13 protein-coding genes and 1 pseudogene are annotated in these 17,583 nt (G+C 34.4%); 13 read left to right on the plus strand and 1 reads right to left on the minus strand.

Annotated features, from left to right (window positions below):
- Positions 1-5: 5 nt before the first annotated feature.
- The 8 genes and pseudogenes from ACQY6M_RS05445 (at position 6) to ACQY6M_RS05480 (ending at position 8,457) form a co-directional block, all read left to right on the plus strand.
- A complete protein-coding gene (locus ACQY6M_RS05445; RefSeq protein WP_428741417.1) occupies positions 6-1,013 on the plus strand; it encodes a cytochrome c oxidase subunit II in 1,008 nt (335 codons plus the stop codon).
- A 31-nt stretch (positions 1,014-1,044) separates the two neighbouring features.
- Positions 1,045-2,814 (plus strand): cytochrome c oxidase subunit I, encoded by a 1,770-nt coding sequence (locus ACQY6M_RS05450; protein ID WP_428741416.1) that lies wholly within the window; start codon positions 1,045-1,047, stop codon positions 2,812-2,814.
- Positions 2,815-2,902: 88 nt separating this feature from the next.
- Positions 2,903-3,649: a DUF2927 domain-containing protein gene (locus ACQY6M_RS05455; RefSeq protein ID WP_428741415.1), complete on the plus strand. Its 747-nt coding sequence runs from the start codon at positions 2,903-2,905 to the stop codon at positions 3,647-3,649.
- A gap of 10 nt (positions 3,650-3,659) precedes the next feature.
- A pseudogene (locus tag ACQY6M_RS05460) lies at positions 3,660-3,731 on the plus strand (YegP family protein); the annotation flags it as partial.
- A 164-nt stretch (positions 3,732-3,895) separates the two neighbouring features.
- Positions 3,896-4,918 carry a Holliday junction branch migration DNA helicase RuvB gene (gene ruvB / locus ACQY6M_RS05465; protein ID WP_428741414.1) on the plus strand — a complete coding sequence of 341 codons (1,023 nt, stop codon included), beginning with the start codon at positions 3,896-3,898 and terminating at the stop codon, positions 4,916-4,918.
- A gap of 3 nt (positions 4,919-4,921) precedes the next feature.
- Positions 4,922-6,652: a SulP family inorganic anion transporter gene (locus tag ACQY6M_RS05470; RefSeq protein WP_428741413.1), complete on the plus strand. Its 1,731-nt coding sequence runs from the start codon at positions 4,922-4,924 to the stop codon at positions 6,650-6,652.
- Between the two features lie 9 nt (positions 6,653-6,661).
- Entirely contained in the window at positions 6,662-8,071 is a 1,410-nt protein-coding gene (locus ACQY6M_RS05475) for an MBL fold metallo-hydrolase (protein ID WP_428744927.1), read from the plus strand.
- Positions 8,072-8,076: 5 nt separating this feature from the next.
- On the plus strand, positions 8,077-8,457 hold the full coding sequence (locus ACQY6M_RS05480) for a rhodanese-like domain-containing protein (RefSeq protein WP_428741411.1): 381 nt from the start codon (positions 8,077-8,079) through the stop codon (positions 8,455-8,457).
- Between the two features lie 61 nt (positions 8,458-8,518).
- On the opposite strand, the gene ACQY6M_RS05485 is transcribed toward ACQY6M_RS05480, so the two are convergent.
- Complete coding sequence (locus tag ACQY6M_RS05485; protein ID WP_428741658.1) at positions 8,519-10,897, minus strand: TonB-dependent receptor; 2,379 nt, start codon at positions 10,895-10,897, stop codon at positions 8,519-8,521.
- 522 nt (positions 10,898-11,419) lie between these two features.
- On the opposite strand from ACQY6M_RS05485, the gene ACQY6M_RS05490 reads away from it, so the two are divergent.
- The 5 genes from ACQY6M_RS05490 to dgt all read left to right on the plus strand — a co-directional run bounded on the left by ACQY6M_RS05490 (position 11,420) and on the right by dgt (position 17,499).
- Positions 11,420-11,905 carry a biotin/lipoyl-containing protein gene (locus ACQY6M_RS05490; protein WP_428741410.1) on the plus strand — a complete coding sequence of 162 codons (486 nt, stop codon included), beginning with the start codon at positions 11,420-11,422 and terminating at the stop codon, positions 11,903-11,905.
- Between the two features lies 1 nt (position 11,906).
- Positions 11,907-13,343, plus strand: coding sequence for an acetyl-CoA carboxylase biotin carboxylase subunit (gene accC, locus ACQY6M_RS05495; RefSeq protein WP_428741409.1), 1,437 nt, complete (start codon positions 11,907-11,909; stop codon positions 13,341-13,343).
- A 196-nt stretch (positions 13,344-13,539) separates the two neighbouring features.
- Entirely contained in the window at positions 13,540-15,081 is a 1,542-nt protein-coding gene (locus ACQY6M_RS05500) for an acyl-CoA carboxylase subunit beta (protein ID WP_428741408.1), read from the plus strand.
- Between the two features lie 207 nt (positions 15,082-15,288).
- Positions 15,289-15,978 (plus strand): hypothetical protein, encoded by a 690-nt coding sequence (locus ACQY6M_RS05505; RefSeq protein WP_428741407.1) that lies wholly within the window; start codon positions 15,289-15,291, stop codon positions 15,976-15,978.
- A 159-nt stretch (positions 15,979-16,137) separates the two neighbouring features.
- A complete protein-coding gene (gene dgt / locus ACQY6M_RS05510; RefSeq protein ID WP_428741406.1) occupies positions 16,138-17,499 on the plus strand; it encodes a dGTP triphosphohydrolase in 1,362 nt (453 codons plus the stop codon).
- The last annotated feature ends 84 nt before the right edge of the window (positions 17,500-17,583 follow it).

The raw sequence follows: 17,583 nt of genomic DNA on the forward strand, positions 1-17,583 counted from the left end.
ATAATATGCTCGCTTTATTTTATATTTTCATAGCAGTTGCAATTGGAGTAAGTTTTTGGCAAATTACTCGTATCATGAATTTACGTTCTGTAATTGCCACAGATAAAGACAACGAAACACAAGGTAAATTAGCATTAGGATTTTTAGTTTTCCTTTATGCAATGATGATTTACTGCTTAATAGCCATGAACGTAATTATGTTACCAGAATCTGCTTCTATCGAAGGAGAACATGATGATAATTTATTTACAATCACATTCTGGTTAATTGGAATTGTTCAGTTTGCAATGCAATTCTTAATTTTCTTCTTTACCTATAAGTATAGAGGAAACAAGAATAACAAAGCATTGTTTTATGCTGATAGCCACAAATTAGAATTAATTTGGACAACAATTCCTGCGGTAACAATTGTATTGTTAATCGGATACGGTTTATGGGCTTGGAACAACGTTATGTATGTTGGTAGTGAAGAAGATCCAATCGTTATTGAGGTGTATGCTCAACAGTTCCGTTGGGATGCGCGTTACGCAGGAGAAGACAACCAATTAGGGTTAGGTAACGTAAACTACATCAAAGGAATCAACACTATGGGAGTTGACATGTCAGACCCAAGTGCACAAGATGATAAACAAGTAACTGAGTTATATTTACCAAAAGGTAAAAAAGTATTATTCAAGTTCCGTTCACAAGACGTGTTACACTCGGCTTATATGCCTCACTTTAGAGCACAAATGAACTGTGTTCCAGGTATGGTTACACAATTTGCGTATACACCTAAGTATACTACTGCAGAAATGCGTGAGAATGCCGAAGTTAAAGCTAAAGTTGAAGGAATCAACAAAATTAGAAGCGTAAAAGGAGAAGATCCTTACGAGTTTAATTATTTGTTATTATGTAACAAAATTTGTGGGGCATCTCACTATAACATGCAAATGAAAATTACTGTTGTAGAAGAAGCTGAGTACAACAAATGGATGTCAGAACAAAAAACATTAGCTCAAGTTATTAAATAAGATATTTTTTAAAGCATATAAAATATAGATTATGTCAGATCATCATCACAAAGAAACATTTGTAACTAAATACATCTTTAGTCAAGATCATAAAATGATCTCTAAACAGTACCTAGTTACAGGTATATTTATGGGTATCATAGGAGGTTTTATGTCTATGTTATTCCGTTTACAAATTGCATGGCCAGATACATCGTTTTCAATTGTTGAAGCGTTTTTAGGAAGCCATCAAACAGATGGAATTATGAACCCAGATATGTACTTGGCATTAGTTACAATTCACGGTACAATCATGGTATTCTTTGTATTAACGGCAGGATTAAGTGGTACATTCTCAAACTTATTAATTCCGTTACAAATTGGAGCCCGTGATATGGCTTCAGGATTCTTAAACATGGTATCATACTGGTTATTCTTCCTATCATCAATAATCATGGTTATTTCATTATTTGTTGAAGCAGGACCAGCATCTGCAGGATGGACAATTTATCCTCCATTATCTGCGTTACCACAAGCGATTCCTGGTTCAGGAACAGGTATGACATTATGGTTAGTATCAATGGCGATATTCATTGCATCTTCATTAATGGGATCATTAAACTATATTGTTACCATTTTAAACTTACGTACTAAAGGAATGAAAATGACAAGATTGCCATTAACAATGTGGGCATTCTTCATTACAGCTATTATTGGTGTAATTTCATTCCCAGTATTATTATCTGCAGCATTATTATTAATTTTTGATAGAAGTTTTGGTACGTCTTTCTACTTGTCAGATATTTTTATTTCAGGAGAAGTATTACACTACCAAGGAGGATCACCAGTATTATTTGAACACTTATTCTGGTTCTTAGGTCACCCAGAGGTATATATTATCTTATTACCAGCATTAGGAATTAGTTCAGAAGTAATTTCTACGAATGCTCGTAAGCCAATTTTCGGATACCGTGCAATGGTTGGATCTATCATGGCAATTGCGTTCTTATCAACAATTGTATGGGGTCACCACATGTTCGTATCAGGAATGAACCCATTCTTAGGTTCTGTATTTACATTTACTACGGTATTAATTGCAATTCCATCAGCAGTAAAAGCATTTAACTATGTAACTACGTTATGGAAAGGTAACTTACAATTAAACCCAGCAATGTTATTCTCTATCGGATTAGTATCTACATTCGTAACTGGAGGTTTAACAGGATTAGTTTTAGGAGACTCTGCATTAGATATTAATGTACACGATACGTACTTTGTTGTAGCGCACTTCCACTTAGTAATGGGTGTATCTGCCTTATTAGGAATGTTTGCTGGTGTTTATCACTGGTTCCCTAAAATGTACGGTAGAATGATGAACAAAACATTAGGATATTGGCACTTCTGGTTAACTATTATTACTGCTTATGGAGTATTCTTCCCAATGCACTTTATAGGGTTAGCTGGTTTACCACGTCGTTACTATACAAACACAAACTTCCCAATGTTTGATGATTTAGCTGATATTAACGTGTTTATGACGGTAATGGCTATTATTGGAGGAGCTGCTCAGTTAATATTCATTGCAAACTTCTTTATCTCTATTTACAGAGGTCAAAAAGCATCTCAAAACCCTTGGAATGCAAATACTATGGAATGGACTACCCCAGTAGAGCATATTCACGGTAACTGGCCTGGAGCTATTCCAGAAGTTCACAGATGGGCTTACGATTACAGTAAAACAGATGAAAATGGTGAGTATGTACACGGACAAGATTTTGTTCCACAAACAACACCTTTATTAGATGGAGAAGAGCCATCTTAAGATATAATTCAATAATAAAAAGCCTTCCAATTTTGGAAGGCTTTTTTATTTGTTGTAAAGTTTTATTTTAGAGTTTTAAATTTGCGACATGAAAAAGAAAAGCATTATCTTATTAATAATAATATTAATAGTTTTTTCCACATGGGTATATAAATCAGAAGAAAAATACATACCAACAGATTATGAAATAAGTGTAATAAATTATTTTAATGAGATTGCTATTAAATCTGAGTATTTTGATAATCCTGAAAGAGTTACTAAGTGGAGAAAACCGATGAATCTCTTCATTTATAAAGAAGCAGAATTAAGTAAGCAAATGGAATTAATTTATTCTACTATTAAAACCATAAATAGTATTGCTTCTGATGGCTTTAAAATTGAAATAATAGAGGATTATAAGGATGCTTCCGCTGTTTTATACTTATGTGATAAAAATAAAGTAAAAGAACTGGCTCCTAACTTTTATAAATTAATAGAAGATTCTGTTAACTATGAATATACAGGATTCTCCTATATTGAATTTAAATTGACAAACTTTGTAATAAATAAAGCTTTGATTTTTGTTGATACAGAAGTTTCAATTAACGAACAAAAGCATTCTATAGTAGAAGAATTAACACAAAGCCTAGGTTTATCAAATGATTCTAATAAATACTCAGATAGTATATTTTATGAGTCAGATAGCATACAAGAAAAGACAGGTTTTAGTTATTCTAAAATGGATATTGCCTTAATAAAATATTTATATGCCCCAAAAATGAAGCCAGGGTTTAAAGAAAAATCGGCTGAAATTGTGATTAAAAAAATTATGAAATCTGAAAAGAATTTAGAATAATTCAAGTAAAGATGCCATGCAAAAAGGTACAGCTTCTGTAAAAAAGAATGCACCAAATGCTATTGTAGAAGAGATTTCTTAGTAGTAAATTAAATAGTTAAAACAAGCAAGAAGATGGACTTAGGTTCATCTTTTTGTTTTACGAGTTATTTCAACTCTTCATAATATGTATCTTAGCTATTTAAAATTGGCTAAGTAACAATTATTACATAACAAGCGTTTTATTTCAAGTATATTTGCAATAGTATGAATGAAAACTTAAACCCTGAGAATACCCATTATTCAAATGAAGAATTAGATGTAGAAAAAAAACTACGTCCACTCTCGTTTGAAGACTTTACGGGGCAAGATCAGGCAATAGATAACTTGAAAATTTTTGTTGAAGCAGCCAATCAAAGAGGAGAAGCTTTAGATCATGCACTGTTTCACGGACCTCCTGGGCTAGGAAAAACCACGTTGGCTCATATTTTAGCGAATGAGTTAGGAGTGGGAATCAAAGTTACCTCTGGGCCTGTATTAGATAAACCAGGAGATTTAGCAGGGTTATTAACCAATTTAGACGAACGCGATGTGTTGTTTATTGATGAGATCCATCGATTAAGCCCCGTTGTTGAAGAATATTTGTATTCGGCTATGGAGGATTATAAAATCGATATTATGATTGAATCTGGTCCCAATGCTCGTACAGTTCAAATCAACTTAGAACCTTTTACTTTGGTGGGAGCCACCACACGTTCAGGTTTGTTAACAGCACCTATGCGTGCACGTTTTGGTATCAGTAGCCGACTACATTATTATTCAACAGAACTGTTAACGAACATTGTACAACGAAGTGCTTATATTTTAAAAGTACCTATTTCTATGGAAGCAGCTATAGAAATAGCAGGAAGAAGTAGAGGTACGCCTCGTATCGCCAATGCATTGTTACGACGAGTACGCGATTTTGCACAAATAAAAGGCGATGGAACCATTACCATTGAAATAGCCAGATATGCCTTAAAAGCATTAAATGTAGATGCACACGGATTGGATGAAATGGACAACAAAATTTTAGCTACGATTATTGATAAGTTCAAAGGAGGTCCTGTAGGAATTACGACTTTAGCAACAGCTGTAGCTGAAAATGCTGAAACTATTGAAGAAGTTTATGAACCTTTTCTAATTCAGCAGGGATTTATTATGCGTACACCGAGAGGAAGAGAAGTAACGGATTTAGCATATAAACATTTAGGAAGAATTAAAGGAACCACACAAGGAGAGCTTTTTTAAAAAATGAAGCTATTAAAGAAACTCATACCAATATTAGAATGGTTGCCCAACTATAAAAAATCGCAATTAAGAGGCGATATCATAGCGGGTATAACCGTAGCAATAGTACTGATACCACAAGGTATAGCCTATGCGTTAATTGCTGGTTTGCCGCCAATTTATGGGTTATATGCAGCGTTAATGCCTCAAGTTATGTATGCCATTTTTGGTACGTCACGTCAAGTAGCTATTGGTCCTGTAGCCATGGACTCGCTTATTGTTGCCACTGGGGTTTCTACACTTGCATTAACAGGTTCAGAAAGTTATATATCCATTGCTATTTTCTTGGCATTGATAGTAGGTTCGATGCAGTTTTTAATGGGGATTTTCCGTCTAGGATTTATAGTAAACTTTTTATCAAGACCTGTAATTACTGGGTTTACATCAGCAGTTGCTTTGATTATTGGATTGAATCAATTTAGAAATTTATTTGGAGTTGAGTTTTTACAAAGTGACCAGATTCACATTTTATTGGAAGATATTTTTGAAAGAATAAAGTATTTCAAAATCCATACAACAATTATAGGCTTACTTGCTTGTGTTATCATTATAGTTTTTAGGAAAATTAATAGAAAGATTCCAAATGCATTAATAGTAGTGGCATTAGGAATTATAACCATACGTCTTTTTGGGACACAACTTTCAGATGTGGCTATTGTAAAAGATATTCCTTCGGGTTTACCTAAATTTTCAATGCCAGTTATTGATATAGCTTTGATACGAGAGTTAATGCCTATCGCAGCTACCTTGGTAATGGTAGGATATTTAGAAACCATATCTATAGGTAAAACCTTGGAGGCGAAACAAGATGATTATAGGATAAGACCAAATCAAGAGTTAGTAGCGTTAGGGTTGAGTAATATTGCAGGATCTTTATTTCAAACCTACCCATCAGCATCGAGTTTTTCACGTTCGGCAATTAATCAAGAATCAGGAGGAACTACAGGAGTTTCAGCAATTGTTTCTGCTATTTTGGTAGTTTTTACATTACTTTTTTTAACTCCCGTTTTTTATCACTTACCAAAAGCCATTTTATCAGCCATTATTATAGTAGCAGTGTTTAATTTGATAAATGTACGAGAAGCAAGAAGGTTGTGGAAAGCTAATAATCTAGATTTCTGGTTGTTATTAGCGACTTTTTTAGCGACTATTATTTTTGGAATAGAGTATGGGATTTTAATAGGCGTAGGTTTATCATTAGTCGTTTTAATTTTTAGAACATCAAGACCGTATGTTACCGAACTAGGAAAAGTACCAAATTCTGATTTTTATCGTAATAAAAATAGGTTTAAAGAAGTTATTATAGACGATGAAATTTTAGTGTTCCGTTTTGATGCGCAGTTGTTTTATGCCAATTCCAATTATTTTCGTGATAAACTGGATGAAATGGCAGAAGAAAAAGGGAAAGCACTAAAACTAATAGTACTAGATGCAGAAAGTATTAATAGGGTAGATAGTACAGGAATAGAGATATTAAAAGAACGCATTCGTTATTACAACAAACATAAAGTACAGTTTTATTTTGCGGGAGTTAAAGGTCCTGTAAGAGATGCGTTTTTTAGAGGAGGTTTATTAGAAGTAGTAAGCTTAGATCATTTTTTTATGCGTGCCAATGGCGCCGTAAATTTTTTTAAAACAGGAGATAATCAAAATCAAAAGAAATACGCACAATACATACATCAAGCGTATAAATAATTTAATATTATGAAAATAGAGCAAATTTATACAGGTTGTTTAGCACAAGGAGCCTACTATATTGAAAGTGAAGGAGAAGTAGCAATTATTGATCCATTGCGTGAGGTAGCTCCATATATAAACAGAGCTGAAAAAGATGGCGCTAAAATCAAATATATTTTTGAAACTCACTTTCATGCCGATTTTGTAAGTGGTCATGTTACCCTTGCTGAAAAAACAGGAGCAACTATTGTATACGGACCTACAGCAAAAACCAATTACGAAGCTCATATAGCTACAGACGGTGAAGTGTTTACCTTAGGAAACATAACGATAACAGTGTTACATACTCCTGGACACACTATGGAGAGTGCATCGTTTTTACTAAAAGATGAAAATGGTAAAAACCATGCGATTTTTAGTGGAGATACCTTGTTTTTAGGAGATGTTGGTAGTCCAGATTTGGCACAAAAAGCGACAAACTTAACACAAGAAGAGTTAGCAGGATTGTTATATGATAGCTTACGCACAAAAATAATGACTTTAGAAGATGAAGTAATTGTGTATCCAGCTCATGGGGCAGGTTCGGCGTGTGGTAAGAATTTAAGTAAAGAAACGGTAGGTACTATTGGAGAGCAAAAGAAAACCAATTATGCACTTCGCGCGAATATGACCAAAGAAGAGTTTATTAAAGAAGTTACAGACGGATTATTACCTCCACCTGAGTATTTCCCTCTAAATGTGAAAATGAATAAAGAGGGATATCAACCAATTGATGAAGTGATCAAAAGCGGAGCTAAAGCCTTATCTGTAGCTGATTTTGAAAAGATAGCCAACGAAACGGACGCGTTAATATTAGATGTACGTCACCAATCAGAGTTTATCCAAGGTTTTATACCTCAATCAATTTTTATTGGTTTAGGAGGTACTTTTGCCCCATGGGTAGGAGCATTGATTAAAGATGTGACACAACCTATTTTATTGGTAACTCCTGTAGGAGAAGAAGAAACGACTATTACACGTTTATCACGTGTAGGTTTTGATAATGTTTTAGGGTATTTAGAAGGAAGTTTTAATAGTTGGAAAGAAGCAGGAAAAGAAATTGATACATTGCGTTCAGTTTCTGCAGAAGATTTATCCAAAGCGATAAAAAATAATGCCCCTGTTTTTGATGTTCGTAGACCAGGAGAATATGCTAGTGAGCATATAATAAAAGCACCAAGTACACCGTTAGATTTTTTAAACGAGCATATTGAGGAATTTCCGACGAAAGAAGATTTTTATGTACATTGTGCAGGAGGATATCGTTCGGTAATAGCATCCTCTATCTTAAAAGCAAGAGGCTATCATAATGTGATTGATGTAACAGGTGGATATAAAGCTATCAAAGAAACGGATATTCCTAGAACTGATGAAGTGTGCCCATCAACTTTAAAATAAGTAAGATGAAGAAAAGTGTTTTTTTAATAGGACTATTTTTGACCATGGTAATGGCATGTAAGCCACAAGCCAAAGAGGTGAAAAACATTACGGTGGAAGATTTAAAGGTGGTCTTAGCAAATGAAGATAAGGTACAGTTGCTAGATGTTCGTACTCCTAAAGAATGGGAAGAGGGAGCTATTGAAAATTCAATTAAAATAGACATAACTGCTGGTAATTTTGAGAAAAATGCATTAGAGAAGCTAGATAAAGATCAACCAGTATATATTTATTGTCGTTCTGGAGGTAGAAGTAGACTAGCTTCTGAAATGTTGTTAGAAAAGGGATTTCAACCCTATAACATTGTTGGAGGTTATCTAGAATGGAAAGAAAAAAACAAAGAGTAAGTTCAAACATAAAAAAACCGAGACAAGTGTCTCGGTTTTTGTTTTTCTAGCATTTTCCCACTTAAAATTTTAACGTTGCACCGACTAAAAAGTTTCTAGTAGCTTGTGGGTAGTAACCTTGTACTTCAAAAGAAGCTGGTCCTGTCCAGTAATCTAAATATGTGTATCCTCTGTCTACATATTCTTTATTAAATAAGTTGTTAACCAGTCCAGTAAATACAATTGACTTGAAAATTTTATTCATTTCAAGTTCATAACTAACATTAAAATCACTTATGTAATAGCTATCTAACTTTGAAGCTTCAGTATCAGTATTACTCAAATATTGTTCGCCTACAAACTTAGTCAGTAAAGCTAACTGCAGTCCTTTTGCTGGTTTGTAAACCAAAGCATTACTAGCAATAATGTTAGGAGAAAAAGCAATATTCGTAGTGCTAATATTACGTTGAACCCCATCACGGTCTAAAATAAAATTCTTGATTTTATTGCTACTTACCGTTAGGTTTTGATTAATACTAAACTTGTCTGAAACATTAAAGTTGGCATCAATTTCTATTCCTAGACGATAACTGTCTTTAACGTTTTTTCGTAAGTATTCCCCTACATCATTTAATCCACCAGTTTGAATTAATTGATTGTCGTATAACATGTAGTAGATATTAGTATTCAACTGAACTGTTTTATTTTGTAAACGCCACCCCAATTCAAAATCATCTAAAGTTTCGTGTTTTACGTTAGTACCATTTTGGAAGTCATCACGATTAGGCTCTCTGTTAGCACGAGCATACGATGCATATATACTATTTTCTTTATTGATAGTATAAGTAACACCTAACTTAGGATTAAAGAAGCTAAAAGAGGTATCAATGTTTAAAGGATTTCTGTCAGAAGTTAACCCGTTAGTTTGGTAATCGATAAATCTACCTTGTAAATCAATAAAAGCTTTTAGGTTATCTAAAACATTAAATGTTGCCTTAGAAAAAACACTAAAATCATTCTTTTTAGCATCACTAAAATAATAGCGATCTCTAATGTTAGCTCCATCTGCAAATTCTTTAGCCCAAATAACCTCGCCAAAATGATCTCCAGTGTAGTTACTATATGAAGCACCTGATATTAACTCAAACTTTTTGATTTTATAAGTAACATTAATATTAGCTACATAAAAGTCATTATCTAACCAACGGCGAACAATTAAATCTGTAGCAGGAGAACCATACCAGTCAGTTCCAGTAGCTTCAACAATACCATTATATTTTGATACGGCACTATCTTCTTTAAATTGTTCAAAATATCCTTTACCTTTAGTGTAATTCACCCCAAGGTTTATTGACCAATTCTCAGATAATTTCTCATTCCAATGTAATTGGTAGTGATCTTGCCAATAGTTATCTGTTTCATTATCGTAGGTGTACGGATTTTGACGGCGGTCTTCTTTTAACTCTTCAGCGGTTAACCCGTACCAAGCTTGATATGTTTTCTCTTTTCCTCCAAAAGCTAAAGCTTTAATCAAGGTGTTATTATCAGTATAGCTACCTTGTAAAAAATAGGATTTTAAATCAGTAAAAGCTCTGTCAACATATCCATCAGAATAAATGTTAGATAGTCGTCCCGCAAATTCAAAATAATCGTTTAGTTTTCCTGTGGTGAATTTTACAGTATGTTTTCTTGTTCCGTATGAACCAAAAGCATTTGAAATTTCTCCACCAGCTTCTTCTGAGGTAGCATCTGTTAAAATATTTAAACTAGCACCAAAAGCTCCTGATCCATTAGTAGAAGTACCTACACCACGTTGTAATTGTAAGCTTTGAGTAGATGAAGCAAAATCTCCCATATTTACCCAAAAAGTTCCTTGACTTTCTGCATCGTTATAAGGAATTCCGTTAATAGTAACATTTACACGAGAAGCATCCGAACCACGTACACGAATATAGGTGTAACCAACACCAGCGCCAGCATCAGAAGATGAAATAACCGAAGGTAAATAGTTCAACAGTACAGGAATATCTTGTCCTAAATTACGTTTTTCAATTTCCTTTTTGGTAAGATTTGAATGCGTTACAGGTGCATCAGCTTTTACACGAACGGCAGAAACTAACACTTCATCTAACACTGTTTCATTAGAAATTAACTGAAAAGTAATTTGTTGATTGTTGATAAGGTCAACTTCTTGTGAGGTCGTTTTAAACCCCACATAAGAAACCTCAACAAAATAGGTTCCTTTGGTTAAATTCAATTTAAACTCACCGTTAACATCGGTAGAAGTTCCCTTGTTTTGATTGGTAACAGTAACGGTAGCACCAATTAATGGTTCTTGATTTCCATCAATCACTTTACCTGATAAAGTAAGTGTTTGCGCACTTGCTGCTAAGGTTGTGAATGCTATGAGTAAAAAAGCTACTATCTTCACTTTCTTTATAGCAGGGCGATAGCCAAACATAATTTTTTTCAGACTTGTTTTTAAGCTGTTTTTAGCAAAATAACATTCTGCATCATTTATTGATTGTGATTGTTGTTTGAAAGACATCGGTCTCATTTTATAAAAAACAAAATCGAATAAAAAGAGGTAGTTATTCTTTAGTTAAAAATTGAATAATTAAAATTTGTCATTACGAGGAGTTTAGGACAAAGTAATCTTTTCATCAATAAACAGATTACCACAGTAATTTTCCAAATTACTTCGCAATGACGATAAAATCCCTAAACAGCATTACCTGTTCTAGGTTCGTTGGGTATGATCTCAGCCGATATTTTGGCACCCCTTTGTGAGAACAGGGCAAAGGTAAAACAGATTTTTAAAATAACGATGCTATTGCGCTATTAAGTAAAACTAATTTTTAATGATTTTGTACCATATGTCGCTAGTCATGGTGTACCAGTAAAAACATCCTGATTAATTTACGAGTTTCCCCATCCGTTCCATGTAATTTTAATATTTTAGTGCTGAAAATATCAATTGTTTATGAGCAAATCTTTTAAAACGAGCGTTAATAAAACGCATGATTTTGATTTTACTGAAGCGCAGATAAAAGCACTAGACGTAGTTGAAAAATCAAAAAATAATTACCACGTACTTGAGGGTAATGAATCGTATCAAGCTACTATTCTTCAAGCAAATTTCAATAAAAAAACATATACCATTCAAATCAACGGAAATTCGTATGAAGTAAATATTTCTGACGAACTAGATATGTTAATTGATGAGCTAGGTTTAGAGGTTGCAACAGAGAAAAAAGAAAACGATATCAAGGCACCTATGCCAGGGTTAATTGTTTCTGTAGATGTTGAAGTTGGTCAAGAAGTAAAAGAAGGAGACGGAATTTTAGTGTTAGAAGCCATGAAAATGGAGAATACTTTGCAAGCACCTAGAGACGGAATGGTGAAATCAGTAGCAGTGCAATCAGGAGATAAAGTAGAAAAGAACACAGTTTTAATAGAAATGGAGTAATATGAAGAAGATATTAATAGCCAATAGAGGAGAAATTGCGTTGCGCGTGATGCGTACCGCGAAAAAAATGGGAATTAAAACCGTAGCTGTTTTTTCTGAAGCAGATAGAAATTCACCACATGTAACTTTTGCTGATGAGGCAGTATGTATAGGACCAGCACCTTCGAATCAATCCTATTTATTGGGAGATAAAATTATTGAAGTAGCCAAGGAGTTGGATGTTGACGGAATTCATCCTGGATACGGATTTTTAAGTGAAAACGCTGAGTTTGGCGAAGCTGTAGCTAAGGCAGGAATTGTATTTATAGGACCAAAAACACATGCCATCAAGGTGATGGGAAGTAAGCTGGCAGCAAAAGATGCTGTAAAAGCCTATGACATTCCAATGGTTCCTGGTATTGACGAAGCAGTAACCGATGTAGAGTATGCTTCAAAAGTAGCGAAGGAAATAGGTTATCCAATCTTAATCAAAGCATCGGCAGGTGGTGGAGGAAAAGGAATGCGTGTCGTAGAAAAAGAAGCAGATATTAAAGAACAAATGCAACGTGCTATTTCAGAGGCGGAATCAGCTTTTGGTGATGGTTCTGTATTTATTGAAAAATATGTGGGCTCACCACGCCATATTGAAATTCAGGTATTGGCAGATGCCCATGGTAATGTAGTGCATTTATTTGAGCGTGAATGTTCGGTGCAACGTCGTCATCAAAAAGTGGTAGAAGAAGCGCCATCAAGTGTGTTAACTCCAGAAATTCGTGAAAAGATGGGAGAAGCTGCGGTAAGAGTAGCCAAAGCTTGTGATTATTTAGGTGCGGGAACCGTAGAGTTTTTATTAGATGAAAACAAGAATTTCTACTTTTTAGAAATGAACACGCGCTTGCAAGTTGAACACCCAGTTACCGAAATGATTACGGGAGTAGACTTGGTAGAACAGCAGATAAAAATAGCGAGAGGAGAAGAATTATCATTCACTCAAAAAGACTTACAAATTAACGGACATGCATTAGAATTACGTGTATATGCAGAAGATCCGTTAGACAATTTTGCGCCGAGTATTGGTGTGTTGGAAGTGTATCAGCATCCAAAAGGAGCAAATATTCGAGTAGATGATGGTTTTGAAGAAGGAATGGAAATCCCTATTTATTACGATCCGATGATTGCGAAGTTAATTACTTATGGAGATACTCGTGAAGAAGCCATTGAATTGATGAAACAAGCCATTAGCGGATATAAAGTGAAGGGAATTGAAACAACCTTGCCTTTTGGAAAGTTTGTATGTGAGCACGAAGCCTTTACTTCAGGAAATTTTGACACCCATTTTGTAAAAAAATACTATACCCCTGAATTGTTAGAAGCGGGCTTTAAAGCAGAAGCAAAAATTGCAGCACAAGTTGCTTTACAACAGTATTTAAAAGAGCAACGTATTTTAAAAACCTGTTAATTATAATAAATGATTTGCGTTAGGGATTAAAGCGGCATCCTTTTTTGTGTTAGTAAATCCGTCATTACGAGTGAAACGAAGTAATCTCATCAATTTAAGAGATTGCCACAGCAAATAATTAGTTGCTTTGCAATGACCCACAAAAAAGATATAGCGTAAAGCCCGACCGAAGGGAACGCCCAAAAAAAGAATATACATGAAATCTAAAATAGAAGAATTACAACATAAAATAACTGAGGCGAAATTAGGAGGTGGACAAAAGCGTATCGATCGTCATCATCAAAAAGGAAAATTAACAGCCAGAGAACGTATTGATTATTTACTAGACGAAGGTTCTTTTGAAGAAGTAGGAATTCTGGTAACACACAGAACAACCGATTTCGGAATGGAAAATCAACAGTTTTATGGTGATGGTGTGGTAACCGGATATGGAACTGTAAACGGACGTTTGGTGTACGTGTTTGCACAAGATTTTACCGTGTTTGGAGGATCATTATCAGAAACGCATGCCGAAAAAATTTGTAAAATTATGGATTTGGCAGTGAAGGTAGGAGCTCCTTTAATTGGGTTGAATGACTCGGGGGGAGCTCGTATTCAAGAAGGAGTGCGTTCATTAGGTGGTTATGCCGATATTTTTTATCGTAATGTACAAGCATCGGGAGTAATACCGCAAATTTCTGCGATTATGGGACCTTGTGCCGGAGGTGCGGTGTATTCACCAGCGATGACCGATTTTACCATCATGGTAGAGAATTCGAGTTATATGTTTGTAACAGGACCTAACGTGGTAAAAACGGTAACCAATGAAGAAGTTACTTCGGAAGAATTGGGTGGTGCGAGTGCACACTCTACCAAATCGGGAGTAACGCATTTAACGGCTGCGAACGATGTACAATGTTTGGAGGACATTAAAACCTTGTTGAGTTATATGCCTCAGAATAATCAAGAAACTACCCAAAAATTACCGTTTGAATTAGGGGATGAATTCCGTGAAGAGTTAGCTAATATCGTTCCTGATAATGCCAACAAACCGTATGATATGCGAGCGGTAATTGACGGTATTGCAGATGCTGATTCGTTTTTTGAAATTCATAAAGATTATGCCGATAATATTGTAGTTGGATTTGCTCGTTTAGGAGGAAGAAGCGTAGGAATTGTTGCCAACCAACCGATGAGTTTAGCGGGATGTTTGGATGTAAACAGTTCTAAAAAGGCAGCACGATTTACGCGTTTTTGTGATTGTTTTAATATTCCGTTGTTGGTATTGGTAGATGTACCAGGATTCTTACCAGGAACCGACCAAGAGTGGAACGCCATTATTACCAACGGAGCGAAATTATTGTATGCGTTGAGTGAAGCTACAGTGCCAAGAGTAAGTGTGATTACCCGTAAAGCTTATGGTGGAGCGTATGACGTAATGAACTCAAAACATATTGGAGCTGATATGAACTTTGCATGGCCTAGTGCAGAAATTGCGGTAATGGGAGCCAAAGGAGCGAGTGAAATTATCTTTAAAAAAGAAATTGCTGAAGCTGAGGATCACGAGGCGAAACTAGCCGAAAAAGAAGCGGAGTATGCTGATAAGTTTGCAAACCCATACCGAGCAGCAGCACGCGGATTCATAGATGAGGTAATTTTACCAGAGGAAACCCGTAGAAAATTGATTAAAGCCTTTGCCATGTTAGAAGGTAAAAAAGTAGAACGACCGAATAGAAAACATGGGAATATTCCGTTGTAAAAAATAAAGATTACACATTTTTTTAAAAGGCGCTTCTTTTTAGGAGCGTCTTTTCTTTTTTATAAGGCCTTTGTTGCACTTGATTTAAACTACATTAATGATTAATAAAACAACTTTTATGACTTAAATATTTGAGCTTATGGGATTCCGTAAGAATGTATGGTGGAGTTTTTTTAGGTTTACGAGAGATTGTAAAATCAATTAAATATGAAAAACAAACTACTCTTTTTAATTTCAGCGATAGTACTAACAGGATGCTATTCAACTAAAAACACAGCAAAAGTTAAAACTGGAGTAACAGCTGCTTACATTGCGCCAAAAGGATTTAGTGAGGCTACTGGAATAGGTAAAGACAAGAATACCAAGACTAATCTTTCAAGTGGAGCTTATTTTTTTGATGGGAGTATGAGAATGGGGGTTTCTAATGTGATAAAGAAAACAGGTGGAGAGAATGATTATGATGTGAAATATTTGGCAGAAGAACAACCAGATGTAGCCAGAGAATTTGTAAGAACATTAACTGCAAAAGCTAAAGCGGATATTGAAAGTGGTAGTGAACCTGCTGTCAAAGCCGAAGCACAATTATTAACATCTTTGACTAATAATGTTGAACAGCTAACTTCTAAATCTTCTTCTCTAAATCTTTCAAGAAGCATTCTTTATAGACTAAACGAAAGCTTGTACAATGATGTTCCAAAAGAAGAAATTGAGCTTTTTCAAAAAATTGCTGAAAAACTAATTGAATTACAAGAAAAAGAATTCGAAGCGAATGTATTGAATGAAAAATCTAAAGTATTGGATGAATTGAAAAATACTGTTTCTGAATTACAAAAAGCAGGTTTTGATAAAGACAAAATTTTAGAAATAATTGAAAAATTGATATCTAAAACAGAATAAGAACCAAAGGTAACAATGGCAATAAGTAATAGTTTGTTCTCACCTACTTCTGAAAATTCGCGAGGATTTTCAGTTTGGTGTGTACTTGCTAAGTTAACTGTTAAACTACGTAACTACTCATATTCGAGATTGCTAGATGCAATTTAAACCAACCAACAGATGAATTTAAATAATCTTTATTCCTCAAAAAGAACAGGTGTTGACCATAAAGATGACCAAAACGACCCTCGTTCTGGTTATCAAAGAGATTACGATAGAATAGTATTCTCTTCGGCATTTAGAAGACTTCAAAATAAAACACAAGTATTTCCATTACCAGGAAGCGTTTTTGTACATAACAGACTAACACATTCTTTAGAAGTTTCTTCAGTAGGTCGTTCACTAGGTTCTCTTGTTGGCAAATACATTTACGAAAACTATCAGGATGAATTGAATTCCGACAGTAAAACATTTTACAGAAATCATTTGAAAAACGTATTAGCATCTGCTTGTCTGTGTCACGATATAGGAAATCCTGCTTTCGGACATTCTGGAGAAGATGCTATGGTAAGTTTTTTCAAAAAAAACAAAAAAGAACTTAAGGCAAAATTTGGTGAAAAAGAATATTACGACTTAATCAATTTTGAAGGTAACGCAAACTCAATTAGAGTATTAACACAGCAGTTAAATGGAAAGTCAAAAGGAGGTTTAAGACTTACTTACTCAACATTAGCTGCAATAGCTAAATACCCTTGTGAATCGATTGCTCAAAATGGAGGGTTTACTCATAGAAAAAAGTTTGGATTTTTACAATCAGAAAAAAATACATTCATAGAAATAGCATTGAATACTGGGATGAAAAAAGATAATTCAGTCTCTGATTTGTCCTATTTTAGGCATCCTTTTGTTTGGTTAGTTGAGGCAGCAGATGATATATGCTACAATATTATTGATTTGGAAGATGCACAAAGACTAAAAATTATTGGAACTTCTCATTGCGAAAGTTTATTAGATAATTTAATTCGTTGTTTGGGGATAGAAGATGTTGATAAGATGGACAAAACTTTAGCTACGATTAAAGACAAAAATGAACGCATCAGTTATTTAAGAGCTAAATCAATAAATAGTTTAATATTTAAGGCATTTGAAGTATACAAGTCAAACCTAGAGGATATAGTTAATGGTAAGCATGAAACATCCTTATTTGAGTTGATATCAGAGGGTTGTGGGGCGGTTCAAGAAATTGTAGACTTTTCTGTTGAGCATATATATAATGAAAGGTCGGTTGTGGAAATTGAAAATGCAGGTTATAATGTGATGTATGAATTATTAAATCATTTTGTCCATCCAATCTTAAAAAACAAAAAAGATAAGTCTGATAAAAAAGCATTAAGATTAATTCCTAAACAATATAGAACAGAAAGCGAATCGAATTATGATAAGGTAATGGGTATTGTTGATTATCTTTCTGGAATGACTGACATCTATGCGACTGAATTATATAGAAAAATTAAAGGTATTGACATAGGATTAAAGAGCTAAAAACTACACCTAACAACACTCTTATGAAAAGTAGTAGTAAAGTTTCTTGTAGTTACTATTTTTAATTATAGCATATTAATAATT

Origin of the sequence: Tenacibaculum sp. (assembly GCF_050290165.1) — a bacterium.
In the GTDB taxonomy this organism is placed as follows: Bacteria; Bacteroidota; Bacteroidia; order Flavobacteriales; family Flavobacteriaceae; genus Polaribacter.

Coding starts and splice junctions, on each gene's coding strand:
- ACQY6M_RS05445 (WP_428741417.1), top strand. CDS start 6: ATGCTCGCTTTATTTTATATTTTCATAGCAGTTGCAATTGGAGTAAGT.
- ACQY6M_RS05450 (WP_428741416.1), top strand. CDS start 1,045: ATGTCAGATCATCATCACAAAGAAACATTTGTAACTAAATACATCTTT.
- ACQY6M_RS05455 (WP_428741415.1), top strand. CDS start 2,903: ATGAAAAAGAAAAGCATTATCTTATTAATAATAATATTAATAGTTTTT.
- ruvB (WP_428741414.1), top strand. CDS start 3,896: ATGAATGAAAACTTAAACCCTGAGAATACCCATTATTCAAATGAAGAA.
- ACQY6M_RS05470 (WP_428741413.1), top strand. CDS start 4,922: ATGAAGCTATTAAAGAAACTCATACCAATATTAGAATGGTTGCCCAAC.
- ACQY6M_RS05475 (WP_428744927.1), top strand. CDS start 6,662: ATGAAAATAGAGCAAATTTATACAGGTTGTTTAGCACAAGGAGCCTAC.
- ACQY6M_RS05480 (WP_428741411.1), top strand. CDS start 8,077: ATGAAGAAAAGTGTTTTTTTAATAGGACTATTTTTGACCATGGTAATG.
- ACQY6M_RS05485 (WP_428741658.1), bottom strand. CDS start 10,897: ATGTTTGGCTATCGCCCTGCTATAAAGAAAGTGAAGATAGTAGCTTTT.
- ACQY6M_RS05490 (WP_428741410.1), top strand. CDS start 11,420: ATGAGCAAATCTTTTAAAACGAGCGTTAATAAAACGCATGATTTTGAT.
- accC (WP_428741409.1), top strand. CDS start 11,907: ATGAAGAAGATATTAATAGCCAATAGAGGAGAAATTGCGTTGCGCGTG.
- ACQY6M_RS05500 (WP_428741408.1), top strand. CDS start 13,540: ATGAAATCTAAAATAGAAGAATTACAACATAAAATAACTGAGGCGAAA.
- ACQY6M_RS05505 (WP_428741407.1), top strand. CDS start 15,289: ATGAAAAACAAACTACTCTTTTTAATTTCAGCGATAGTACTAACAGGA.
- dgt (WP_428741406.1), top strand. CDS start 16,138: ATGAATTTAAATAATCTTTATTCCTCAAAAAGAACAGGTGTTGACCAT.